21 protein-coding genes are annotated in these 25,328 nt (G+C 36.2%); all 21 read right to left on the bottom strand.

Features of this window, described 5'->3' with window-relative positions; all coding sequences use genetic code 11:
• Positions 1 to 53: 53 nt before the first annotated feature.
• The 21 genes from DXA54_RS00560 to DXA54_RS00460 all read right to left on the bottom strand — a co-directional run bounded on the left by DXA54_RS00560 (position 54) and on the right by DXA54_RS00460 (position 25,219).
• Positions 54 to 1,628 carry an ATP-binding protein gene (locus DXA54_RS00560; protein ID WP_120078813.1) on the bottom strand — a complete coding sequence of 525 codons (1,575 nt, stop codon included), beginning with the start codon at positions 1,626 to 1,628 and terminating at the stop codon, positions 54 to 56.
• Positions 1,629 to 1,641: 13 nt separating this feature from the next.
• A complete protein-coding gene (locus DXA54_RS00555; protein ID WP_004303423.1) occupies positions 1,642 to 3,207 on the bottom strand; it encodes an ATP-binding protein in 1,566 nt (521 codons plus the stop codon).
• Between the two features lie 255 nt (positions 3,208 to 3,462).
• Positions 3,463 to 5,904 (bottom strand): GumC family protein, encoded by a 2,442-nt coding sequence (locus tag DXA54_RS00550; protein WP_004295816.1) that lies wholly within the window; start codon positions 5,902 to 5,904, stop codon positions 3,463 to 3,465.
• 9 nt (positions 5,905 to 5,913) lie between these two features.
• Entirely contained in the window at positions 5,914 to 6,738 is an 825-nt protein-coding gene (locus tag DXA54_RS00545) for a polysaccharide biosynthesis/export family protein (protein WP_004308893.1), read from the bottom strand.
• 56 nt (positions 6,739 to 6,794) lie between these two features.
• Positions 6,795 to 8,201, bottom strand: a complete 1,407-nt coding sequence (locus tag DXA54_RS00540; protein WP_004295814.1) for an undecaprenyl-phosphate glucose phosphotransferase — start codon at positions 8,199 to 8,201, stop codon at positions 6,795 to 6,797.
• Between the two features lie 37 nt (positions 8,202 to 8,238).
• Positions 8,239 to 8,994 (bottom strand): glycosyltransferase family 2 protein, encoded by a 756-nt coding sequence (locus tag DXA54_RS00535; protein WP_004295813.1) that lies wholly within the window; start codon positions 8,992 to 8,994, stop codon positions 8,239 to 8,241.
• Between the two features lie 42 nt (positions 8,995 to 9,036).
• The gene (locus DXA54_RS00530; protein ID WP_004295812.1) at positions 9,037 to 9,999 is read right to left on the bottom strand and encodes an NAD-dependent epimerase/dehydratase family protein; all 963 of its coding nucleotides are present in this window, start codon (positions 9,997 to 9,999) and stop codon (positions 9,037 to 9,039) included.
• 40 nt (positions 10,000 to 10,039) lie between these two features.
• Positions 10,040 to 11,146, bottom strand: a complete 1,107-nt coding sequence (locus DXA54_RS00525) for a glycosyltransferase family 4 protein (protein ID WP_004308889.1) — start codon at positions 11,144 to 11,146, stop codon at positions 10,040 to 10,042.
• Between the two features lie 11 nt (positions 11,147 to 11,157).
• A complete protein-coding gene (locus DXA54_RS00520) occupies positions 11,158 to 12,192 on the bottom strand; it encodes a polysaccharide pyruvyl transferase family protein (RefSeq protein ID WP_032852501.1) in 1,035 nt (344 codons plus the stop codon).
• Between the two features lie 3 nt (positions 12,193 to 12,195).
• Positions 12,196 to 13,182 carry a nitroreductase family protein gene (locus tag DXA54_RS00515; protein ID WP_004295809.1) on the bottom strand — a complete coding sequence of 329 codons (987 nt, stop codon included), beginning with the start codon at positions 13,180 to 13,182 and terminating at the stop codon, positions 12,196 to 12,198.
• A gap of 18 nt (positions 13,183 to 13,200) precedes the next feature.
• Complete coding sequence (locus DXA54_RS00510; RefSeq protein ID WP_004295808.1) at positions 13,201 to 14,322, bottom strand: glycosyltransferase family 4 protein; 1,122 nt, start codon at positions 14,320 to 14,322, stop codon at positions 13,201 to 13,203.
• Between the two features lie 109 nt (positions 14,323 to 14,431).
• Positions 14,432 to 14,980: an acyltransferase gene (locus tag DXA54_RS00505; RefSeq protein ID WP_004295807.1), complete on the bottom strand. Its 549-nt coding sequence runs from the start codon at positions 14,978 to 14,980 to the stop codon at positions 14,432 to 14,434.
• Between the two features lie 11 nt (positions 14,981 to 14,991).
• Positions 14,992 to 16,128, bottom strand: coding sequence for a glycosyltransferase (locus DXA54_RS00500; protein WP_004295806.1), 1,137 nt, complete (start codon positions 16,126 to 16,128; stop codon positions 14,992 to 14,994).
• Positions 16,129 to 16,131: 3 nt separating this feature from the next.
• Positions 16,132 to 17,349, bottom strand: coding sequence for a glycosyltransferase family 4 protein (locus tag DXA54_RS00495; protein WP_004295805.1), 1,218 nt, complete (start codon positions 17,347 to 17,349; stop codon positions 16,132 to 16,134).
• The gene (locus DXA54_RS28430; RefSeq protein ID WP_229095204.1) at positions 17,324 to 17,890 is read right to left on the bottom strand and encodes a hypothetical protein; all 567 of its coding nucleotides are present in this window, start codon (positions 17,888 to 17,890) and stop codon (positions 17,324 to 17,326) included. Before DXA54_RS28430 ends, DXA54_RS00495 begins: the two co-directional genes overlap by 26 nt.
• Before the next feature lie 629 nt (positions 17,891 to 18,519).
• On the bottom strand, positions 18,520 to 19,602 hold the full coding sequence (locus DXA54_RS00485; protein WP_008647999.1) for a polysaccharide pyruvyl transferase family protein: 1,083 nt from the start codon (positions 19,600 to 19,602) through the stop codon (positions 18,520 to 18,522).
• A 1-nt stretch (position 19,603) separates the two neighbouring features.
• Positions 19,604 to 20,752 (bottom strand): Coenzyme F420 hydrogenase/dehydrogenase, beta subunit C-terminal domain, encoded by a 1,149-nt coding sequence (locus DXA54_RS00480; protein ID WP_008648000.1) that lies wholly within the window; start codon positions 20,750 to 20,752, stop codon positions 19,604 to 19,606.
• Complete coding sequence (locus tag DXA54_RS00475) at positions 20,749 to 21,723, bottom strand: acyltransferase family protein (protein ID WP_004308884.1); 975 nt, start codon at positions 21,721 to 21,723, stop codon at positions 20,749 to 20,751. Before DXA54_RS00475 ends, DXA54_RS00480 begins: the two co-directional genes overlap by 4 nt.
• Complete coding sequence (locus tag DXA54_RS00470; protein ID WP_004295800.1) at positions 21,720 to 23,255, bottom strand: oligosaccharide flippase family protein; 1,536 nt, start codon at positions 23,253 to 23,255, stop codon at positions 21,720 to 21,722. Before DXA54_RS00470 ends, DXA54_RS00475 begins: the two co-directional genes overlap by 4 nt.
• An 80-nt stretch (positions 23,256 to 23,335) precedes the next feature.
• Positions 23,336 to 23,911 carry a UpxY family transcription antiterminator gene (locus DXA54_RS00465; RefSeq protein ID WP_004295799.1) on the bottom strand — a complete coding sequence of 192 codons (576 nt, stop codon included), beginning with the start codon at positions 23,909 to 23,911 and terminating at the stop codon, positions 23,336 to 23,338.
• A 354-nt stretch (positions 23,912 to 24,265) separates the two neighbouring features.
• The gene (locus DXA54_RS00460; protein WP_004295797.1) at positions 24,266 to 25,219 is read right to left on the bottom strand and encodes a tyrosine-type DNA invertase cluster 3b; all 954 of its coding nucleotides are present in this window, start codon (positions 25,217 to 25,219) and stop codon (positions 24,266 to 24,268) included.
• Positions 25,220 to 25,328 lie beyond the last annotated feature (109 nt).

Below are 25,328 nucleotides of genomic sequence, written 5' to 3'. Positions count from 1 at the left end.
AGAGCTATTTTCATTTACCTAAGTATATAATAAACTATAAATCAACAACATAATCAGCATCCTATAATCTTCCAGTCCCCAATCGTACACCGTTCGCTATCAAAACTGACAGCCACCTTTACAACAGGCAATCCACATAAAGCAAAGCGTTCCGGATAATTCTTCAAATCAATTTGCTCCATCGCTTCACCCGCACTTTTATCCAGTTTCAGTTCCATCACATACAATGTAGTCTTCGTACGAAGCACTATATCTACCCGTCCACGAGGAGTACGAACTTCCACATCCACATAATACCCCAACAAACTGAATATGATATAAAAGACCTGCTGATAGTGTCCTTCGAACCTTGTATTGTCGCAGTAGGGAATCGTAGACAGAAATTCCTGCAAACGGTGTAAAGCAGCATCCATATCACCATTCTGAATATCATAAAAAAGATAAGCCACCATGGTAGTTGCTTCAGGTGTCTTGTTATTTACATAATAAGGAAGAAGGCTCTCCATAAGTCCCAGCCTTACTTCTTTATTGGGAATATCCAGCGTATAAAGGTCTAGCATCTTATTATAATCCTTAATAGTGATATACCCACTTTGGTACAATAAAGGCACTGCATCAGTCATCGTTTCAGTAGGAGCATCGAAAGCTGAGGACTTTAGTTGTTTACATCCAATTTCGGAAGGTTTCACTCCGAATTTATTCAACATCTTAATCAGATATGTAGGAGTACCGCTACCAAACCAATAAGATCCAAATTTTCCATCAGCAAAAGCATTTAGCAAACTGAAAGGATTATATATATCGGGCGAAGGAGATGTGAAATGATAACCATCATAATTTTCTTTCAGTTTCATCAAAGCCTCTTCAGGTGTTATCTCCAATTTCTTTGCCAATTCTCCCAAATCATCCTTCATTTGCAAACGTATCTCATCTTCACTAATTCCACAGATAGCAGCGTATGGCTCATCCATACTAATATTCTTTATATTATTCAACTCACTAAAAATACTTAGTTGGGAGAATTTGGAAATACCAGTCAAAAATACATATCGCAAATAAGGATCACAAGCTTTTAACGGACTGTAGAAGTTACGCATGATATTACGCAATACATCCAGGTTTTCCCATTCGTGCACCACATCCAGCAGAGGAGCATCATATTCATCAATAAGCACGACCACTTTCTTGCCGGTTTGCTCATAAGCACGTTTTATCAGTCCCATCAAACGCTGATTGGGATTAACCTCCTCCTCCAGCCGTCCATAAATCTGCTCATAACCATATAGTTTCAGATTCAATTCTTGGAGCAACTGTTCACTATCCGCATGTTTGGCAGTACTCATATCGAAGTGAAGTACCGGATATTCCGTCCACTCCTTCTCCAGTTTCTCCATAGCCAATCCATGAAACAGCTCCTTACGTCCGGAAAAATAGCTATGCAGCGTGGAAGTAAGTAATGACTTACCAAAACGTCGTGGACGGCTCAAAAACATATAGCTGGAAGCCGAATGAGTCATCCGGTAAACATATTCCGTTTTATCAATATAGAGGTAATTCCCCTCCCGTATCTTCGAGAATGTCTGTATCCCGATAGGATATAGTCTTTGCAAATCTTCCATATCAACCATATTTTTCACATACTTAAGCATTTATAATCTCCCAGCCCCCAATCGTACACCGTTCGCTATCAAAACTGACAGCCACCTTTACGACAGGCAATCCACATAAAGCAAAGCGTTCCGGATAATTCTTCAAATCAATTTGCTCCATCGCTTCACCCGCACTTTTATCCAGTTTCAGTTCCATCACATACAATGTAGTCTTCGTACGAAGCACTATATCTACCCGTCCACGAGGAGTACGAACTTCCACATCCACATAATACCCCAACAAACTGAATATGATATAAAAGACCTGCTGATAGTGTCCTTCATATTTCGTATTATCGCATTGCGGTATAGTGGACAGGAACGTTTGCAAACGGCGTAATGCAGTATCCATATCCCCATTACGGATATCACGGGAAAGATACGCCACCATTGTCGTGGTTTCCGGAGCTTTACTACCGACATAATGTGGAAGAAGACTTTTCATCAGGCCTATTCTCACTTCCTTATTAGGAATATTCAATGTATACAAGTCTAATTCCTCATCATAATTCTTAATAGTGATATAGCCACTTTGATATAGCAGCGGGATAATACTTGTCATCCTTTCTGTTGGTGCATCAAAATCCTCGACCGAAACCCTATTATTTCCAATTTCGGAAGGTTCCACGCCAAACTTCTTCAACATATTTATCAGATACGTAGGCGTACCGCTACCAAACCAATAAGATCCAAATTTTCCATCTGCAAAAGCATTTAGCAAACTGAAAGGATTATATATATCGGGCGAAGGAGAAGTGAAATGATAACCATCATAATTTTCTTTCAATTTCATCAAAGCCTCTTCAGGTGTTATCCCCAATTTCTTTGCCAATCCTTCCAAATCATCCTTCATTTGCAAACGTATCTCATCTTCACTAATTCCACAGATAACAGCGTATGGCTCATCCATACTAATATTCTTTATATTATTCAACTCACTAAAAATACTTAGTTGTGAGAATTTAGTAATACCAGTCAGAAATACATAACGCAAATAAGGATCACAAGCTTTTAACGGACTGTAGAAGTTACGCATGATGTTACGCAATACATCCAGATTTTCCCGTTCATGTACTACATCAAGCAAAGGAGCATCATATTCATCAATAAGCACAACCACCTTCTTACCTGTTTGCTCATAAGCACGCTTAATAAGATTGACTAAGCGTAGATTGGCATCCCCCTCTACTGTGTTAATAGCAAACGTACGTTCATATTCAGCAAGCATAAAATCAAGAAGACGTTCCAATCCTCCTTTATCCACATGTTTCGCCATACTCATATCGAAGTGAAGTACCGGATATTCCGTCCACTCCTTCTCCAGTTTCTCCATAGCCAATCCGTGAAACAGGTCCTTGCGTCCGGAAAAATAGCTATGCAGCGTAGAAGTAAGTAATGATTTCCCAAAACGTCGTGGACGGCTCAAGAACATATAACTGGAAGCCGAATGAGTCATCCGATAAACATATGCTGTTTTATCAATATAGAGGTAATTCCCCTCCCGTATCTTCGAGAATGTCTGAATCCCGATAGGATATAATCTTTGCAAATCTTCCATATCAATCATATTTTTCACAAAGCTACTAAAAATTATCCATCAGTCATTGCATTACAAAAAAAATATCAACTATCTTCACAGACAGTTGATATTATAGAAATCACATCGGATTTACACCGACATGAGGGCGTTGATCAGGAATACACCGCTGTGTATTTCCTGACCACAAAATGTAGGGATCTTCATGTGTGTAGCATGAAGTTAGGGACCTACACATTCTTCATCTCACTTTTTCTAAAAGTACTTTGAAGCACTCTATTTCTCTTTATTATCGCTAGTTTCTCCATATCCGTAACCATAGCCATATCGTTTACCATAACCATAGTACTTACCATATTTACCATAACCGTAATAATAACCATATTTTCTTTTCTTCAAATCCAAACCATTGATTACAGTACATAGGTTAGGTAACTTATTTCCATCAATAAGTTCATTAATCAAAGTATACTCATTCTTACGAGTATAATCCGCGCGACATACATAAACAGATAAATCAGCCACACGTCCTATCAATAAAGTATCGGTAACCATACCAACAGGAGCTGTATCCAGAATTACATATTCAAAATTCTTCTTAAGAGTCTCAATCGCTTTATCCAATCCATCACGGGCCAACAATTCAGTCGGATTAGGAGGAACTGTTCCACCAGGAAGAATATAGAGATTCTTACTGACATCGGAAAGCTGTACCAAATCCATCAAGTTCTTTTCCGGATTGGCCAAATATTGAGTTATACCTTGTTCTCTTTTTGATATATTGAATACCTTATTCAAACCTGGCTTGCGGATATCAAGACCAACGATTACTACTTTCTTGCCCAATAAAGAAAGACTGATAGCAAGATTACCAGAGATAAAGGATTTACCTTCACCACTGACTGTGGAAGTAACCAAAATCACCTTCTTGTCATTTCCAAGCATAAACTGAAGATTCGTTCGGACATTGCGGAAGGTTTCACTCATCAGGTTGTTTTGATTCTCAAATACAGCAATAGCTCCTTGTTTTTCATCAGTCAATGGGATATCACCGACAATAGGTGCACTGGTAAGTTTCTCTACATCTGCACGACCTTCAATCTTAAATTTAGCTAATTCGAGTAAATAAATAACCCCTACCGGAATTCCAAGACCTAATATCAAAGCGATCAAATAAGTAATCTTACTTCTAGGAGACACAGGAGCATCATCCGCTATAGCGTCATCTATTATCTTTGCATTATTGGCAGTAGCAGCCAAAGTTATAGCATTCTCTTCACGCTTCTGAAGTAACATCAGATAAAGCCCGGCTTTTATCTCCTGTTGACGAGCAATACTCACAAACTCACGTTCCTGTCCAGGCGCCTCACTGATGCGACGGGAATAACGATTCGCTTCACGATCCAGATCCGCTTTTGTGATATACAATCCACGCAACACCCTATCTAAAGAGACTTGTACATTCTCTTTCATTGCACTAATGCTTGTATCCAGATTTATAATAGTAGGATTATTCTCCGTTGATGTACGCAGCAAACGTTTTCTCTCAACAAGCACATCATTATATCGATTGATGGCAGCAGCAAGATTCAAATCCTGCAACCCGATATTACTAGGTAAAACCTCATAACCTTCATTTTGCATATATTTCTGCAAATCCTGCAGCAAATTAATCTGGGTTTGATTCTCCACACGTTTCTTTTCATATTCAGCACTACCCGTCAAAGCTATCTGTGCATCACTGGTTAAATCTGTAATACCCGCTCCACGCTTAAAACTTTCCAGATCCTTTTCCGTACTACCGAGTTCTTTCGAAATAATACTAATACGTTCATTGATAAATTCTGCTGTTTTCTGCGCCACCTCGTTCTTATCATTATTCGTATTGATATTATACATCTCCAACAGCTTATTGATAAAATCCTTGCCGCGCTGTACATTTGAATTTTTCAATGATATGACAGCTACAGAAGTGGTTTTGGAAGTAGGTTCGATAGTCATATTCTTACAACACCATTTCGCTACAGCCAAAGGCCTATTAATTGTTGCTGTAATATTACGTGTAGTCTTTTCCGGATCTGTAATTTCTTCCAATGTCCTTTTAGAAGATAATACCGAGTCCGGCGTCAGGAAAAAAGCCAATGTCCCTTTGCCGGTAGGAAAAACAGCCGGCAATTTTTCGAAATGTTTCTGATATTTATTACCGGCAATCTTCACATTCACATCCATACTTCCCTGTGGTTGCAATGCCATCTCCACAATCATCGGTTCCTCCAACAAATCAGCTTCCTGCGGAGTCAGACTCACTTGTACCGGTGAAGTCTTATACGTGTTTCTGGAAGGGAATTCATCTTCATCCGTATAGGAAATATAAAGCCCCAAATCTTCAACCACCTCTTTAACGATAGTCTTGGAACGGAGAACTTCAATCTCGTTATCAATATTCTGCGAAGAAGAGACCATACCATCCAATCCCAGACTCTCCAACCCGGAAAGCATTCCGGCACTACCACCTTTCTTATCATCCTTTATTAAAACCGTAGCGGAAATATTATATACGGGAGTGGATATATAAAGATAGACCCATGCCGCAATCAAACACGCCACAACCGCACCCACAAACCAAGGCCAGTGGATCAAATACTTAAACAGTAGTTCCTTAACGTCTATATTTTCTTCCTTAGATTCTTGTGCTTCGTTGAAATCTGTTTCTTTCATTGCAAATCATTATTTTAAAATATTTACTAATAGGCTGACGATAGATACCAAAATAGAAGTAGCAGAGAACCAAAGACTGGTACTGTTGCCCACATCCGAATTTCGAGCCTTTGCTTTATTAGGGGTTACATAAACAATATCATTCTGCTGTAACCAATAGTAAGGTGAAAGAATGGTTTCGGCCTTATTCAAATCCAAGGTTACAATTTGCTGTTTGCCGTTTGCGTCCTCACGAATCAACTTCACATTATCACGAAGACCGTATACTGTCATATCACCTGCCATGGCTAATGCTTCCAACAGATTTACTTTCTCATTAGAGATAGTAAAAGTACCCGGTCTGGTAACTTCGCCGATAACAGATATTTTATAATTTACCATACGCACCGTTACAATGGGAGTCTCCTTCATGTAAGGCTTCAATTTATCTATAATCAGCTGTTCAGCTTCCCTTTTCGTTAAGCCGCCTAACTTCAATTCTCCTAATACAGGAAAATTTATATTTCCTTCATTATCTACCAAATAAGGTTGTAATACAGGTTGAGTAGTCACATAAGACGAAGTACTCACAGCTATTCCAGCATTACTGGCCACTGTCAGGTTAAAAGGTATCGCAAGTTCAGGACTAGTGCACGATACCACAATAGTCAACAAATCCTTTGGCATTATCTTGGCATCATACAATTTTTCCTGTTGTTCTACCTCGTTCACAACTTCCACATTTTGAAAATATGGAACCTTTTTATAAGACTGACAAGCAGTCAATAGGAATGGCAACAATAGTAGCCATAAATTTCTGTTGTTAAGTCTTCTCATCATAATTCGTAAATTCATAATTAAACGCCCTTTAATTTCTAAGTTTTTATTATCGTCTTTTTATTGTCAATTATTTAATATGCTTCTTTTTCTCCGCGTATGGCATTATACACTGTCTTATACATAATATATAAATCCAATAAAAAAGTCCAATGCTCTATGTACCAGATATCACGTTGCACGCGACCCTCCATCTGCCAGAGTTCTTTCGTCTCACCACGATAACCAGTCACCTGCGCCCAACCAGTTATTCCAGGTTTAACAAAGTGACGAACCATAAACTTATTTATCAGATTAGAATATTCCTCCGTATGCTTCAACATGTGTGGACGGGGACCTACAATAGACATATCACCCTTCAACACATTGATGAATTGTGGTAATTCATCCACACTAGTCTTCCTCATAATCTCTCCGATACGTGTTTTACGAGGATCATTTTCCGTGGCCTGAAGAGTATCACATTGCGTATTAACCTTCATCGAACGAAACTTGTAACACCAGAATTCACGACCATCCTCACCACTGCGTTTCTGCTTGAAAAAGACAGGGCCGGGAGAACTTAGCTTGATCGCAATTCCGAAGAATATATAAACGAACGGGAAGACTGTAATAAGAAATAGCCCTGAACAAATGACATCAAAAGTACGCTTGATAATACGGTTCTCCAATGACTCCAATGGCTCACAACGAATGGAAAGCACAGGAACATTACCCAATAACTCAAAATGCATCCTACGTTTCAAATAGTTACGGACATTAGGAACACTAAAAAAACGGACCAAATGATTTTCACAGTAATTAATAATAGGAACAATCTCCGCACTACGCACAGAAGGAAGACTACAATAAAGCTGATTAATCTCTCCCGCATGTTTTTCTAAAAAAACACTTACTTCATTGGGTTGTCCCAAATATGGAACCTCCTGTGGATACCGACCCGAAGGAAAATCCTCGAAATAACCCAGTACACGATAACCAGACGTAGGATCATCCGTCATCGCATGATAAAGTTCCTGCATATTCTCATGGCTCCCAACCAATACGACCTTACGAACATTTCCTCCCTTTTTTCGATAAAGCTCCAGAAAGTGACGGGAAATTAAACGATAGCTGATAATAACAATTATTAAAGCAACATAAAACAGTCCGAAATATCGGGAATGTGAAAAATGAAAATGAAAAACAAGCAACGTACAAACCGATAAAAAGACAAAAGGAACCATGTTACGTAAAACACGGATCATAATCTGTTCAGGACGTACCACAGGACGATGAAGAATAACACCTGAATGCATATTACAAAGTAAATAGCACAGAGTGATAAGAGTCATACCCTGAAAGATAGAACCGCAATGAATACACCAGAAACGGGTACCCAGAAACAAATTAAATCCCCATAAAAGCAGGTTCAGCAAAATAAGATCCCCAAAAAGGACCAAAGATTTTAGGACTTTGTTAAAACGTTGGACTTCCTGCATACACTTTATTTTTATAATTCTTATCTGGAATAATTACCTATTTTTTCAGTAATGCGAGTACAAATTGCGGTACTTTCCAAGCCATCTTTTCCAATTTGGTCAAAGTAGGCCATAATCCGTGCGAGACATACACCCTAATATCCTCTTCCCACATCTTCTTACGTTTAGCACTATCAGTAGAAAGCCCACCCATACGCATCCGCACGATATATTCATTGAGATATGTCACCGTGAGTCCACCGGTCAACAGATAGCGTACCAATAGGTCACTATCAGCTGCAATTTTATAACTCTCGTTATAAAGCCCCAGTCTCATCATTACATCGCGTCGTATATAGCAAGTGGGATGAAGCGGAAGCCATCCATGACGCACTTTCCAAAGACGATACCCTCCCCCAATCCAGTTGCGCACCACTTTGTTCGTATTATCAGGATTCACAAAGAGACCATCACCATATAAGAAATCAGCATGTGTCCGTTTTATTCGTTTTACAATGCGCCCAATTACCCCATTATCATAAAAAAAATCATCCGAATGCAGCAATCCAATTATCTCTCCCGTAGCCACACGAATACCCTTATTGATAGCCTCATACATACCATGGTCAGGTTCCGATATAATGATCGAAATTCGATCTACATATTCTCGGATAATATCCAACGAACCATCCGTACTGGAGCCATCCACCACAATAAACTCTATGTCATTATAATCCTGTGCTAAGACACTCTCGATAGCACTCCTAATCGTTGCTGCACGATTGTAGCACGAAGTTATAATTGAAACTTTCATAAAAAATAGCTTTATCCATTAATAAAACATATACTGCCTCTTTTACTCATATTTATGAATCCAATCTAAAGTGACCTTAGTACCCTCTACCCTAGATACCGGCAAATGAGGAGCTATTGATTTTATAGGCTCCAAATTATGAACATTGTTCGTTGTCATATTATGCAGTCGGAAGCTAGTCATAGGGAAAGCGATTCCTATTTTTTTTAAACAATCCCCCACATATCCCATCCATCGGAAGCAAAAATAAGGGACATGAGGAATTTTAATACCTTCGATATTTGCTATTTCATTAGCCCAATCTGTGATAGAATAGGCTTCGTAGTCTCCTAGATAATACACATTTCTGTTCACTTTTTCAGACTCCGCCTTCAAGATAGATTCTATTTGATAAATAGCATTGTCAACATATCCATACGTCTTTTTACAAGCTTTCTTGCCCATATGAAAATACATACGATTCATCACAATATGGAAAAATTTATCGTAAGGTTCTCCAAACCATGGTCCCCAGATTGATGTGGGCCTTATAATGCTCCATGTATAAGACGGATTTGCCTTCTTTATTCTTCTTTCTGTTTCAACTTTACTTTCTCCATAAAGTGTATGAGGCGCATAGTCTTCAAAATCTTTAGGCATGTATCCGGGTTCACACACATACATTGATGAAGCAAACACTGCTTTTTGGACTGTACCAGCTTCATCAATTGCTTTCAACAGGTTACTTACTCCAGTCATATTGGCATCGTAATCTTTCAAAGTCAAGCCTCTTAAATCTGTTCGAGCTGCCAGATGAATCACTATATCCGGTTTGTATTCCACAATTTTCTCCCTCAACTCTTCATACTCTCTAATATCCACGCGTTTCCAAAATCTATTGTGAGAATCGATTTTAGGCTCATTAATATCGAAAGTAAGAAGTTCGGCATCTGTTTTTTTTAACAGATGTTCTATCAGATTAGTACCAATAAATCCGCTTCCACCTGTAATTAGTATCTTTTTCATTAATGAGGTATATGATTAATTTTCTTAGACTTTTTACTCATTATAAAAGGTTTATATATTCTTCTTGATAGCGCCTAGACATTACTTCAGAGGTAAACTCTTTAGTGTAAACGTATTGAATGTTTTCTGAAGCCTTTAAACTATCAAATTCCAGTATTCTTGTTATCCCTTCAAGCAACTCTTTCTGATTGTGTTGATTGTAGAGAATACCTGTATCATCTCCCAACATATTCATTACTGCTCTATGCGATGGAATATCAGACAAAAGCATAGGAAGTCCAACACTCATACTTTCCAACAAGGTATTCGCCAATCCTTCTGTATTGGAAGCCGATATATAAAAATCAGATGCAATTATATAATCATAAACCCTGTTTGAAAAACCAGGCATTATGATATTTGTACTTTCTTGTTTTTTAAGCTCATCCCACATGGGGCCCTTACCAAGCATCACAAGTCCAATGTCTGATCTGTCGAGTAAACGAAACGCATGGATGATAATATCAGGATTCTTTTCTTGTGAGAATCGACTAATAAAAATGAAATATTTCATCCCCTCTTTCAATCCAAATTCTTTTCGATATTTTGATTTTTCATCGTCATTATACTTCCAAACAGGCATAGAGGAACCATTAGGAATACATTTAAAATCCCAACCTTTATTAGTTAAATAATCTTCTCTAATATTGGGAGCACAACAAATCCCATTTTTTATCCAACGAGTGAAAATATGATCAAGTAAAATAACAATTTCACCTTTAATTTTGCCATATAATACAATCTGAAACTCATTTGGATAATTGTGAATAGTGAATATCTTAATAAATTTCTTTGGAAGAAATGCCATAAGATATAAAGATCGCGGACAATGAGCATGTAACACATTCGGTTCAATCTCATTAACAGTGTCTTTTAGCCTTAAATATAATGAAATTGGATTCAGAAATTTATTCTTCGAAAGTTGATATATACTTATAGGTAATTTTGAGAAATCATGCATTCTTGTCGTTTCTTTCTCTGGAACAAATGTAATAATAGAGACTTCAAATTTTAAGAAATCAATATTCTTAATGATGTTATACATTACATTGACAGGTCCTTCGTTGCATAGCGAGGACACTAAGTAGCAAATTCGTTTCTTTTCCATAGCCTATACCTCTATTGAAGAGCATTTTTAAGATAATCCCATGAAACTTTCTTTAAAATTTCAAGCTTTGAATTCACTTTATTGTAATCTATTTTTTTATTTTGCAGTTCACGGTATATAATTGGATCATTTTCATCAAAATATCTATCTTCAAGACCCACAGATTTAAGTAAATCCTTTAATCTACTATTTTTCCCATTACTAGGAGATATCACAACAAACTGTTTATTGTAAATCAAGCTGAAGGCTAATCCATGAAAAGAGTCCGTTATTACAAATTTAGCTCCGGCAATATACCTAATCCAATTCTCAATCGATGGTGGATAAACATACCTAAAACCAAATGTAGGTCTAATGGTTGAAATCATTTTTGGTGTTTTACCCAAAGATCTCGATAGCCTGATTGTTTTCTCCAATTGTAGTTTACCTCTATTGAGTAAATAACAAATCACCTCATCATTATTCACTATACTTCCTGTTATTTCATTATAGTCAGCATGTAATAGCGTAGGGTCTAAAACTACTTGTGAGTTGAGTTTAAATAAGCTATTCAAAAGATATTTTCCAGTCTCTTCTCTAACACTTATGCTACAAAATCTATGAAGAGAGCTATTTATGCTCGGTAGTAAACTCTGATATTGTTCAGGCCATTTTGAAATTCCAAAACTAGAAGCATAGGAGATTCTTCGAATGTCAGATTCTCCAAAATCCAAGAAGTATGCCAAGCATTTACTCTGACTGATCCCCGGATTCCAAACTTGATCACTGCCTACCATTAAACAATCATAATTTGAAGCTATTGCATTTAAGTCGTCCATAGATTGAATCACCTTTGTTTCACTAGGATAAAATGTTTCCATAAATCTATCAAACGCTTTTATCTTAAAATAAAAGATTATCGAACTATTCGATCTTTTTTCATCTTGCCGGAAATTTATAAATTCAACTTCATGACCTAGTTCTTTTAGGGCTCGACACGTTGCATAACTTTGCATTACTGCACCATAGTTTGCAGAATGATGATATGTTAGTAATCCGATTCTCATCACTTATTGATTAAATTTTACATACTGTTTATATGAATAGCGATGCGAAACTGCAACTTTAAAGTCATCCTTATACGTTCCAACACCTATCAAAAGAACTGGAATCTCATTTCCGGGAATATTCATTTCTTGCTTTATCTTTTTTATGACTCTCCATTTATGTCCCATAGTCAATGGTATGGTAGCTAATCCATTATAATGAAGGGAGTAAAGAAGATTCATCGCATAAAGTCCTCCATCAACAAAAGGTAGATTTTGTTCATAAAAGCCATAATTCCTCAAATCACCACATATAAGAATAGCACATTGCATTTGTTCATAAAACCCCTTGCTCCCTCCTTGTAACTTGAACATTTTTTCAACTAACTTATTTTCTGTATACACATGAATTACCCAACTCTGTCTATTACAAGCTGATGGAGTGCGTTCACAAAGTTTTAATGCAGCATAAACTTTATCTATATCTAATGGTGAATCACCAAAATCACGAATAGAAAAACGTGATTGAGAAAATGAATCAAAAGGACATTGGGTTTTACTTGAAACATCTTTTAAGCTAAGATTATATATTCCGCCAACATCATTGCTTTTTATATTGTAACAAGAGCACAATTTATTGAGTGCTATCTCTATATCAGCCATAGCAGCACCCATATTCTCATTAAATTCGATATACTTCTGTAAGACGGAGACAGATTCAACAACAAACTGTTTCGAGCCACCTTTTTTTAGCAAATCCGCAAGATCCTCAATAAGAGAAAATGCCTTTTCTTTTCCAAATCCCACCCTTACTCTACCAATAGACATTCCCTTTTCCAAGGCATGTATTCTGATTTGCAATTCAGCTTGTTTCTTATATATATCCTTTGTTTGATTTGTGCTTCCATTATACAAAGTCAATGAAAAGGATTCTCCTATTTTTTCATATATAATCCGTAGCCATACAATAAAGCTATTTCCTTTAATAGCTGATTTAAACCTTTCTTTCATTTGAAACAATCTAAAGATTTATTTACTCAATACATCATCAAACATTTTCACATACAGAGACGCAATTCTTCCAAACGAATAGTATTGTTCTGTATGCTCTGCCATTAAAGCTTTCAACTTACTATAATCACATGCATACTTATCTATGGCATTAGCCATTACACGAACTAAATCGTTTACATTCCCTGGTTCAAAAAGATATCCATTCACACCTTCAAGAATTTCATCAGAAAAGCCTAATAAATTTGATGCTATAATTGGAATATTATAATTAAATGCAATTTTTGTAGGGCCACTTTGAGACACTACTCTATAAGGTTGAACAAAATAGTCAGTGGAAGCAAATAGATTAGCTATTTCAGAATTATCTATTGACCGAATATCTATATCAAAAAGCTCTGGATATTTAATTTTTGTCTGATAAAAACTCCAATCTTTACACATACCATTAATCGATACCCTAAAGTTTCGATATCCTTTATCATAAAGTACACATGCAGCATCTATTAACAAATCAATATTTTTAGCATAATTAATTGTACCAAATGAAAGGAATCGAATAATACCATCTTTAGGTTTCACAATGGTAGGAACACCAAAGTCTTTTAAGGCTAATGGAATCTTAAATACCCTTGAACTAGGAAAATGTTTTTGAAAAAGCTCCGCTTGTGACTTAGAAAACATATTAACATATTTCACTCGTGAATAAACCAATCTACGCAGTATATTTAATAGTCTTTTATGTCCCATACCTATATGAACTTCTCCTTGATGTGCTGTTTGAATATAATGTCTCTTTGGTAATAAATAAAACATTGGCAATTTCCATGGTGAATAGATACTATCATTCATATAAATTATATCAGGAGTTTGCCTTTTTATAGCTTTGCCAAGGCGTATATTTATTAGAATATTCTTAGGATTGCGCATTTTATAATTGAACCTAAAAAATTCAATTGTCAAATTCATATTTTCTTTCCTTATTTGTTCGAAGTCTGACTCTTTGAACCTATTATTCCTACTAAAAAGTACGATCCAATGAATATCATAATGCTTTAAAATTTCATGCATATTGAAATAATTCAAATCGCAGTCAATGAAGCAATCTGGAGTAATCCAACATATTTTTTTCTTATTCATACAAAATAGGGTATAAGGTAAACACTAACGATATAAAGTTATTCACAATATTCATCGACAGAAGTATATATAATCCGTTTCATCGGATGCTAATCTCCATGAAGATTTACTATTGTAAGAGTAACCACCTCCTCGAACTTATACACTGATACTTTAAGTCATGATTTCGTTCGCCTATTATTTTTGCAGGAATGCCACCCACGATAGCATAATCTGGAACGTCTTTAGTCACTACAGCTCCTGCTGCCACTACCGCCCCCTTACCTATTGTTACCCCTTTTAATATTGTCGCTCCCACTCCAATCCAGACATAATCACCAATAACAATAGGTTGATGATCTCCTTCAAATGTGGGAGAGTTAACATCATGTCCACCGCTAATAATGTTGCATCGGTGACTAATCGAGACACTATTTCCAATAGTTATACCACCAAATGCTTGTAAAATACACCCTCTATTAATATGGGTATAGTTTCCTATATTTAGTTTTGTTACTCTGCCTATATATCCACACATATCAATTCGTGTATGATGGCCTATCTTGCCACCAAACATTATAAGACAATATTTACGTATTATGTGAGATGGAATATATGTAACTATATTGTTATAGAAATAACCAATTAGAGACATCAAAATAATTTTCAAATGGTTCATGGTCTTTTATTTTAATAGTTATCAATAAGTTCTATCCATCGTTGACCAACTCGTCTGACATCAAATTCTCGGCTTTTTTCCATGGCTTTAACGCTGATTATTTCTTTATTCTTTTTTGATAACAATATAAATTCTTTTATCTTCTGTACATATTCACCTTCATCGAATGGCGTAATGACATATCCATTGACCTTATCATCTATTATATCTGGTAGAGATGCAAATGAATTAAAAACAAATGGCACACATCCATACTGCATTGCTTCAATTAAGACCATACTAAATCCCTCGTAGTTACTTGTCATGCAACTGCATACGGCTTTTTTATAATATTCCGTCGGATTTTGAAAATCATGAAATGTGATACGTTTAAGACGCATTTCATGAGCCAGATTCTCATACAATTCTTTTTCGGGTCCTCCTCCTACTATTTCAAGTCTATAATCGAGTAATTCATTTTGCAGTCTTTTCCAAATATTAAGAAGAGATTGAAAACGCTTTTGTCTAGTATTTATTCTTCCGACATATAGAATCATTTTCTCTTTCTTCTGATAATCCAATTGATATTCTTCATCAATACAGAATGGATTGGGCAAAGCACATATACATTTAGGGTTGAAATCATAAAAACTTTTTAGGTCATCCCTAAAGAAATCAGAAAGAAGGACTATCTTCATTTTATTTAATTCAATTCTTCTGAATGATGCTAAATATCTCAAATCAAAACGTATACGTTTTAAGCATCTGTCAACAAAAGATTCTTTCAATATATTTGGCAACTTTGCCGAACTGGGATACATCAATTTGGATGGAACATTGTGTACATGAAAGAAAACCTTTTTATCAATTAACCGAGAACAGTAATTGAACAATTGATAACTTGGAAATGGACAAATTACAATATCTACAGCCATTTCCATCATTACCTTGTCTAACTTATCAAAATATCCAACATTATCAATAGAATACTCCATAAATATCGCTTTGGTATAGACGGAATTTTTATCATAATCAGTTTTTCTTTGATACGTAGCAAACACATTATATCCATGCTCCCTAAAATAAGGCACAAGATTATGATATACCCTTTCGACTCCTCCAGTTGTGGGATCTATTGCATTCGTAAACGTTATAAGTATATTTTTCATATACTATATTTCAGAATTGATGTATTCAACAAATTGTTTGTATTGAAGTTGATTATCAAATGATTGAGCTCTCAATACTGAATGTTGAGCCATATTTTCTAATTTAGCTTTATCCATACCATATATATTTTCCATTGCTGCAGCCAATGAATTAACCAGATTCGCATCATTCTCCACAACAATGCCGCACTCTTCATTAACGATTTCCGGCATTCCTCCACTTCTCGTTATAATGACAGGCAAGGAGCTTGCAATTGCCTCAAGGCAGGTAAGTGCAAAAGGCTCCTCCCATATGGAAGGGAATACACCCACATTTGCAATTTGATAATATCGATGAATGACTTCATACTTTACAAAGCCTGTAAATATGACCCGTTCTCCCAACTGATGAATGATAGACGCAAGTTCTTTTTCGAATAGGGACACGTAAGTAGAAGAAAATGCAAAACTTCCGACAATAAGCAAATAGGCATCAGGCATTTTATCTTTAGATTCCAAGAAAGCAAGTAGCAATTCTTTTATACCTTTGTAATTTCTCAATCTACCCGAGAAAACAAAAAGAAAAGAATTTGCAGGAATATTTAATGACTTTCTCAATGTATGTCTTTCTTCATTTGTAGTCCTTACATTGAACTGATTAAAATTAATTGAATTATATAATAGCTTGATGGCAGCACCATATTTTCCTTCAACATTTTTCTGCAACACAGTGCATATATAGTTGCTAATCCCCAAATAAAGGTCTGTTGATTTTGCATTCAAATCATCCCAATGACGCAAGCTATGGGGCGGTACATTATGTATGCGTTGTATAACGGGCAATGCGGTTTTCCTCTTTATATAATCAGCATTAATTGAAGAACCTTCCAAAAGAACAGCATCAATATTGTTACAATTCTTGATGAAACGAACCAACGCGCTTGCATAACAATATCCAATAAATGGCAGACCTGTCCGTAAGGCTATAAAATTATAACAACGCTTTAGAAAGTCTGTCATTCGATTCAAAATACTCGAAGTACTAACAAAGTGAAAATGGGTATATCTATACTCTTTTGCCTTTTCTCTTGCATTAACGTTATCAATAGAAAGAATTTCAAGCTGCATTTGCTTTTCTTTTTCATTGGTATCAACCAGAAGCTGAACCAATGTTTCTACTGCACCTCCCAAAACTGACGGTATGGGTAATGTCCCATTATTCATTATAGCGATTCTTTTCATACAAGGATATTTTATAAATGAGATATAAACATATTGCTTGTATCAGAAAACATCCTTGACGGACAAATTCAGCAGACGTAAATGCACAAGTCAGAATGTATCCGAACCATACAGAAAGATATAAATATTTCTTGGGAAGTTTTGCAAATGCCGCTTTTAGTGACCACCATAACATTCCAATCAGGCTAAGTACTCCGGTCATCCAACTAATTCCCAACAATCCCCAATCGTAATAATGCAAGCCGTATGATTCATTTCTCACAATTTCTAAAGAATAAGATGTTCTCAATGCCCGGTTACATAATCCAGAACCCAAAAACATCTCTACCGCACTCTTATAATGATTACCATAATAATGGAACAAAGTTGCATATCTAATATAATCTTTATTACCAAAAGTCTGGTCGGATTCTTGCCTCTCCATCATTCTTTCAAAAACCGTTTGGAAGATGGGAGTAAGATAAAGCAGATAAGCACCTAATCCCCCTAATGCACACCAGAAGACAAGTTTCTTTGAAAAGCCGTTAAATCTTATAATCATTATTATAGAAAATACAGCAGAAAAGAACAGTAAAGTTCTAAATCCAAATAACAACATACACACCAATGAAAGCAACATGGGAAGTGTATAGTTCATTTTCTTCTCCAAGATTTTATTCAAACTATAAAAATATCCCAATGAATTAATGGACATTCCCACCATTCGAATTCGTCGGTTCAACACATCTATAGTTTCATTGTACTGATTGTTTTTATCTAGAAATACAAGTTTGGGATAGACTGAAACTTGATATAAGTAACAAAAGCAGAATATGATAAAAGCCCAGAACAATACCTTTTCAAGAACTTCAATACTTACATTGTATTTGCACAAGACAAAATAAAATACAATCATAAGATATATATTATATTCGCCCATAATACTGACAGGACTTTCATTCCTAAAATACATACACGACAAGATGCTTAGAAAGCAGCTAACTACAAAGATGGAAATGGGCTTACTGTAAGATGTTCCTTTTTTATAATAAAAGAAGAAAACACCCACCAACACGATAAATAAGTATCTAGGTATTGGAAGAAGACCGTAACCTTGTTCCAATATCAGACAAACTATTAATAATATCGGAAAGGAGTTTGCCAATGGATATCTTTTGACTATTGCATTATTCATCGTTGTATGGCCTGCTTTATAAATGTTTCCGAAGTCCGGACTATAATATCTAAATTAGGGGTGTTAAGAGACATTTCCTGAATATCCCCGCTATCTACATTAACTGTCGAATTTTCTATGCCGAAAGTATTCATTACATCCAGAGCCCGTCCATCGCCGGGCGCATTGAACAATACGGTTTTAAAAGGCTTGTTGAATATTATAGAAAATGCGGTTCCATGAAATGATGTTGTAACGACACATGAGGCATTGGCAAACAATCCCACAAATTCAAAAGGAGATGCTGTCAATATTCGATTCTTCATTTTTTTATATTCAGCCTCTGCTGTTACTTCAACAACACTCATGTGGTGTAATGCAGCATATTTATTTGCCATATCCAGTACCCTATCGTCTCTCTTTACCTGATATACAAGAAGGTATGGTTTGTCGGTAAAAGTTGGTTTGATAGCTACCTTTTGCCATTCATTGGCAGATAATAAAAACACAGGGTCTATAACTTTCGTTATTTCTTTATTTATGAGTGGTTGCAAAATATTTTTAAGCTCTGACTCTCTAACTGAAATATTCTCAAAATTGGAGAGTACTTCTTTATATTTTTTATAGTCATCGGAGATGATTCGTTTGGCTTCAGTACTAGCTGCATAGGATATAAATTTGCCTTTATGACTGACACTTCCACAAAAGAATTTATCAAAGCCATTGGTAATGCTAGGATTCCAAACTTGGTCACTGCCACAAATTATTATATCATAGCCTGTGACTTCACTGTCTGTTTCCGTATATTTCCGAGTTGAAAGAGGTAAGCTATCTATAAATGATTGAAATTTGTCAGAACGTTCTTTTCTTACCGTTAAGAACGGTAATATTCTAAGAACAAAGATAACTTTTCGTATTATATTAAGTCGGGAAATTCTACGCCAAGGCATAATACCATGGGACATAGTTAACGATTTGGGTCTATAATCTATTATCTCCGCATCATAGTTATTCTTCCGCAAATACGTTACTAAAGCATAGGTCTGCAACACGGCCCCATAATTGTGAGCACAATGAAATGTCAATATTCCTATCTTCATATTAAATGGATAATTTCCGCTTAATTTTGTCCATAAACATTCTTAGTTGGTAACGATAACCTACATTTCCATATTTCCTGGCAACATACAAAAATCCTCTTTTTTGATAATCCTTTGCAAATTGATGCCAACGAGGATCTACAGACGAAGGATGTTGCAGATTGGGTTGCAATGAATTCATCAAGTCTACATGCTTTGTATGCAGCATATAAGAACATTCCCTAAAAAAACTACACCCCTTATCCGTGTTACAAATAACGAGCGAGATTCCTTTATTGTCTGTATTCATTTTCGGTACGACTTTTTCATATCCCCAAAAGTCTCCGATAGTCAAATCAGAAGGTCTGGAAAGATTGCAATATTTACAATGCTCACAAGAGGGCCGGGAAATTAATCCTGAATAAAAAAGATACCTTAACAGAAAGTCTTTATGAATAGAGTTATCTGTAAAAGTAAAACTTTCCATGGGTGGTTGGTTCCACCCAATGGATTTTTCTCGAAATTCTAATTTGATAACGTTTGATTTGAATTTTGATTCTGTATAGCCAAGATAATCTTTCCATATAGAAGGACTGGGCACTGCATGACAAATAATGTCTATAAGAATGAGATTTTTTCTTTGAGCTTTTCCTATATAACTATTCAAACCTGCTGTTTGACATGGAGTACCAGAGAATAAAACAACCAAACCTGCCTTCAAATCTTGCTTCACTTGGCGGAACACCGTATTCATATCGCTCTGTACATACTTACTTCCCTTGAATTCGCTACATTCTTCTTTTGTAGTTGCTCGTTTATGGACGACTCTAAAATGGTCAGCATATCCTGCACCATACACAACGCCACCATGTTCCAGAATATAATCAGACATAGCAACAAATACGGCTCCAGAACGGCTATATCTTAATTCTTCCTCATTTTTATGCCTTGCCGCATAAGCTAAAGGGTTATCTATATTTAAGCTTTTATCGTAATCGTCATTAAAAGCACACACCTTCTCACACAGACCGCAATCAACACACTTGCTTCGATCCACTTCCGGATAGAGAAATCCAAGCGCATCTGGTTTCATCGTGATAGCATCATGAGCGCAAATACTGGCACATGCAGTACATCCGCAACAATCTGCCTGATTATTGATATTTATCATTGTATCAACCGGATTTTTCTTATTACTATTATAAAGACCATCGTCGATAAGAACACTACAAATGGCGCAGTAAATGAGTATATATTTACTATAGAATTTGATGCTATCTTACCAACTATCATACCGATGATTGATATAAAGAGAGGATGAAAGATGTATATGTAAAGCGAATCTTTATTTCCAATAGTCGAATATATAGTTGGTTCTTTCTTCTTGAATGATAATACTAACAAGAATAGACATAGCGCAAGCAACGTGCTACTAAAATAATGTTCACGTCCGGGATTCTTGTCTAAATATAGCAATACCCATTTTTCCATTAGAGACGTCAATGAGAATAAAATGCCCCCAATAAGCCAATAATAGTATTTAATTTTACTAATCTTGTCACTATACTTCTTCAGACATGCCCCCAATGCAAAATATGGTAGACCGACAAACAAAAAGTTCCGTACATAGATAACTGGAAACTCTCTATCGAGAAAAAGTAAACTATACTTACCCAATATTAAGTCTGTCAGCAATAATATAGGAATGGCATAGAACATATATTTCCAAATCTTATACTTGCTTATAATCATTGCTATCAATAGTACATATAAATATGCCCCCAAATACCAAAGATGACCGCCAAAAGGATTTTCATTAAGAACTATAAAATTAAATAATTCACGAAGTGATGGTATGTAAACACTCCCTTGATGTATTGCCACAGCTTCTTTATAACAAGCAAACAACAACGTAGACCATACGATGATGTGCAAAATATTCCTAGTACTGCGTTTTAATCTCGATATTTCTATATCGCCATCGTTGAATAACAAATAACCACTAATCATAAAAAAGCAAGGCACTGCGCAACGTGTGAGTGGCAAGATGTAATCATGATATACACAATCAGTGTGAAGGAATACCACAAGGATTGCACATATAAACTTAAGAATATCTATTGAATAATTACGTTCTATCATCTTCTGATTTTTGCACATAAAGCACTGACCTTTGCCCAGACAAAAACTCTTTCTTCTTTACTACATCCTATATAAAATATCGAAATTGATGTGGTAAGTATTGACACTACAGATATAACTAAAAAGGATAAAAAGGTTTCATTTATGTTCTTTAATAATAATATTGGTAGAATCGCTGATGTTGACATTACCATCAAGACTTTTAAATACACATGTTTCAAATACTTGACAGAAGACAATCCAATCATTCCTCTGAGCATATAAAGACGTGCAACTAAACAGCATTGAGATATAAATATTGCAACAAACAATACAGACTCCGGTACACACCCCAAACGAAGAAAGATATATGATATAGGGAGATTCAGCATCTGCAGACCACCTACCATAATCTGATAGTTCCGAATTCTACCCGTGGCAAGCATGGCCGTAATCAATGGATTTGAAATAGATTCACTCATGGCAAAAAGCAACGTTAGCCGCACAAACAGAACTGCATGTTCCGGCACCAATTTCAGCCATAGCCCAAGAATATAGTGAGTATTGATAATCACCGGCAATGAGAGCAACAACAACATATAAAATGAGAACTTCGCTCCTTGAAAGATAAGTGCCATCATATAGTCTTGATTGCCAGAAGCATAAGATTTTGTAATTTGCGGATTTAATGCTGTCATAAAATTACTAACAAATCCTGAAATTGCTGAATTTACTTGCATAGCAATACCTTTAGCTGCATTTACAGACGGACCGAAAAACAAATTAATGACAACATTTCCACCTTGATCTCTTAACACGGATGAAGCAGCTCCAATGAAATTCCATCCTGCAAACCCAAACATATTCTTTAGAAGTTTTTTATCCCAACAAAAATGATAAGTACACTCTTTGAAATGCCTTTTACAATAATAGCCATAAGTAAAACGAATAATTATTGCTACAGAACACATCAAAATTGAATAAAACACCAATTTATCCATAGGAGCTATAACGATCAAATATGCAATAATAAGTTTGCCTATAGCTTCCAATATACTGATATAAGCAAAGGCCGACATTTTTTCATGTGCTATTATAGATGCGTTATATGGAACACTTATAAGATTTATGACAAAAGTGACAACAGAAAATTGGAGTACCCAATTAGCTGCCAGTATTCTATCTGCTGGAATAATCATCTTAGAATTAAGAAACCATACACCAACAATCTCTATTAATATGACTACGATTAAAGACAACAATATTTGGATAGTAACCGATGCTGAAAATATCTTATTCAGCTTACTTTGATCACCTTTCCCCAATTCAAAGGTAATAAATCTACTGATAGAAGCAGATAATGACCCCGATATTACCGAAAACATAGCTACAACGCCACCTACGACATTATATATACCAAAATCTTCAACTCCTAGAGCATCTAGTATGACACGTGAAGTATATAAACTCACGATCATCATAAAAAGCATACGAATATAGAGAAGTAAGGTATTCTTCGCTATTCGTTTATTGTTGTCTGTCGCTTGAGACATGTAAATATTTACTATATGCCTATAATACCTTTAAAGGTTATTCGGCACCTCCTATGTCATACTTTTGATTAATAATTTGATTATTGCCTCTCACCTATCGGCTCTACATACCCGACCGGCATATCCGCACAAGCACACCCCAGCATATTCAACCGGACAGCAATCTTACTTCTACCATCTACTGTAACAAGCTCTCCTACAAGCCCCGTCAAAGGACCTTTAATAACACGTACTTTCTCACCACGTGCCAAAGGAGCACTATTCATACAGATTGCCTCTTCGGAATAGTCGAGCATAAAACGGAAACGGGCCATTTGTTCATCAGGAATGATAGTCGGACTGCTCTCACCGCGCATTACCATATACCGACTAACTGTAGAAAAAGAAAGAACCTCTTTACGTTCTTTAGGATCAGCATGTACAAAGACCATCATGGGAAGCAGCACGGATTCAACCACTTTACGGCGGTCGCTCCATTGATGTACTTCTTGCTGGACCGGTACAAAATTTTCAATCCCCATTTTGTCTAAACGTTCGGCTACCTTCTTCTCATGATGCATACGAACCAGAGCGACATACCAGCGTTTAGAGTGTGCTACGCCTTCCCCTGTCCCAATTTTAGGCCCAGCACTTAAAGTTTCTTTCGTTAGAATCATACTTTTTTACCCCTTATGTGTCCGTTACTTCTTAGGTAACGGATAAGGTATTTATTCACAGGAAAACAGATGAAAACAGAAAAACATGGACAAGAACCGCCTACAGCAATGTTTTTCTAACCTACGCGAAGGGAAAAGCATCTTTGAAAACAGAATATAGGAATATCGGGCATGATCAAACAGAATCATCATGTCCTGATATATTTTTGTTGCATATTTCAACAAATCAGAAAAAAAAGAAGATTTTACTTGTTTACTATTTGTATTTTTGCATATCTTTGCACCGAATAATTATCCGTTACCTAAGAAGTAACAGAAACATTTCGCCCTTGATTTCTAACACTTTACCGTTAATTACCTACCTAAACGATAGTTCCTAATGTAAGATAAATTCCCTTTATTTACCTCTGTACGTTCTCTTAGCTCAAAACCCTTTAAATAGATTTGTGTGGTTTTTATTGATTTGTGTCCCAATGATTCACTGATCATTTCAATTGGCACTCCACGATACTTGGCTGTCGTTGCCCAGGAATGACGAAGTGTGTAAGAAGAAACGGGAGAATTCAAACGTAGAGCTCTCGCCAAATCCTTCAAACAATTATTGAATCTCCGAAGAGCAGACTGATATTCACGGTATGCCCTTTCATCCTTCCGTTTTTTATTACCGCAAAGTATGTCGAACAGATAGTCCGGACAATCAGGAATGGGTTCCTGATTACTTCGGAGTTGATTAATCATTCCTCTGGCAGTATCAAGCACTTCCACGCTCATGGGAGTTTTCGTCTTGATTCGATTATAGCGTAATACACTCTGATCTAAAGCCGATTTTTCCAGATGAGCTAAATCAGCGAATGACATTCCACAAAACTGGAACATCAGAGCAGCAATAGTTTGTGTACGACGTAAACGCTCCGATTTGGGATCCTCATACAAAAGTCTGTGCAACTCACCGGCAGGCAAAGCTTTCTTTTGTCGGACATCCACACCTGTATAGACATCATGAAATAATCGGGGAACATAAGGGGCACTCCCTGCTTCCACTCCCCGATTGTAAATGCTACGAAGCATACGCATATACGTAGAAATCGTATTAGGCTTCAAACCACACTCATAAAGATACTGACCATAACGTCGTAAACGTTCTTTGGTGACCTGCCTGAACGACATATTCAACGTACCACAAAACTTACTGAAAGAATAAAGGGCATTCTTATAGACATGCGCTGTAGAATAGCGCCCCTCCTTTCGTAAACGATTGATGTAGTTCTCCCCACATCGACTGAATCCATTTTTATTCATCATTTGCATCACTAGTTATTTTATATATATACTATTTGGCAAGCGACAAAAGAACAAATCTTTTTGCTGGTTCAATTTCACTTTCCAGATATTATTTTTAGAATTAACACATGTTTAA

This window comes from Bacteroides sp. OF03-11BH (genome assembly GCF_003604005.1).
GTDB lineage: Bacteria > Bacteroidota > Bacteroidia > Bacteroidales > Bacteroidaceae > Bacteroides > Bacteroides ovatus.
The sequence above is the reverse complement of the archived record's forward strand: the minus strand, read 5'-3'. Positions and strand labels throughout refer to the sequence as shown.

Bases quoted from the DNA above. Each gene is read 5' to 3' on its own strand.
- DXA54_RS00560 (WP_120078813.1), bottom strand. From the start codon at position 1,628: ATGGTTGATATGGAAGATTTGCAAAGACTATATCCTATCGGGATACAG.
- DXA54_RS00555 (WP_004303423.1), bottom strand. From the start codon at position 3,207: ATGGAAGATTTGCAAAGATTATATCCTATCGGGATTCAGACATTCTCG.
- DXA54_RS00550 (WP_004295816.1), bottom strand. From the start codon at position 5,904: ATGAAAGAAACAGATTTCAACGAAGCACAAGAATCTAAGGAAGAAAAT.
- DXA54_RS00545 (WP_004308893.1), bottom strand. From the start codon at position 6,738: ATGAATTTACGAATTATGATGAGAAGACTTAACAACAGAAATTTATGG.
- DXA54_RS00540 (WP_004295814.1), bottom strand. From the start codon at position 8,201: ATGCAGGAAGTCCAACGTTTTAACAAAGTCCTAAAATCTTTGGTCCTT.
- DXA54_RS00535 (WP_004295813.1), bottom strand. From the start codon at position 8,994: ATGAAAGTTTCAATTATAACTTCGTGCTACAATCGTGCAGCAACGATT.
- DXA54_RS00530 (WP_004295812.1), bottom strand. From the start codon at position 9,999: ATGAAAAAGATACTAATTACAGGTGGAAGCGGATTTATTGGTACTAAT.
- DXA54_RS00525 (WP_004308889.1), bottom strand. From the start codon at position 11,146: ATGGAAAAGAAACGAATTTGCTACTTAGTGTCCTCGCTATGCAACGAA.
- DXA54_RS00520 (WP_032852501.1), bottom strand. From the start codon at position 12,192: ATGAGAATCGGATTACTAACATATCATCATTCTGCAAACTATGGTGCA.
- DXA54_RS00515 (WP_004295809.1), bottom strand. From the start codon at position 13,182: ATGAAAGAAAGGTTTAAATCAGCTATTAAAGGAAATAGCTTTATTGTA.
- DXA54_RS00510 (WP_004295808.1), bottom strand. From the start codon at position 14,322: ATGAATAAGAAAAAAATATGTTGGATTACTCCAGATTGCTTCATTGAC.
- DXA54_RS00505 (WP_004295807.1), bottom strand. From the start codon at position 14,980: ATGAACCATTTGAAAATTATTTTGATGTCTCTAATTGGTTATTTCTAT.
- DXA54_RS00500 (WP_004295806.1), bottom strand. From the start codon at position 16,128: ATGAAAAATATACTTATAACGTTTACGAATGCAATAGATCCCACAACT.
- DXA54_RS00495 (WP_004295805.1), bottom strand. From the start codon at position 17,349: ATGAAAAGAATCGCTATAATGAATAATGGGACATTACCCATACCGTCA.
- DXA54_RS28430 (WP_229095204.1), bottom strand. From the start codon at position 17,890: ATGATTATAAGATTTAACGGCTTTTCAAAGAAACTTGTCTTCTGGTGT.
- DXA54_RS00485 (WP_008647999.1), bottom strand. From the start codon at position 19,602: ATGAAGATAGGAATATTGACATTTCATTGTGCTCACAATTATGGGGCC.
- DXA54_RS00480 (WP_008648000.1), bottom strand. From the start codon at position 20,752: ATGATAAATATCAATAATCAGGCAGATTGTTGCGGATGTACTGCATGT.
- DXA54_RS00475 (WP_004308884.1), bottom strand. From the start codon at position 21,723: ATGATAGAACGTAATTATTCAATAGATATTCTTAAGTTTATATGTGCA.
- DXA54_RS00470 (WP_004295800.1), bottom strand. From the start codon at position 23,255: ATGTCTCAAGCGACAGACAACAATAAACGAATAGCGAAGAATACCTTA.
- DXA54_RS00465 (WP_004295799.1), bottom strand. From the start codon at position 23,911: ATGATTCTAACGAAAGAAACTTTAAGTGCTGGGCCTAAAATTGGGACA.
- DXA54_RS00460 (WP_004295797.1), bottom strand. From the start codon at position 25,219: ATGCAAATGATGAATAAAAATGGATTCAGTCGATGTGGGGAGAACTAC.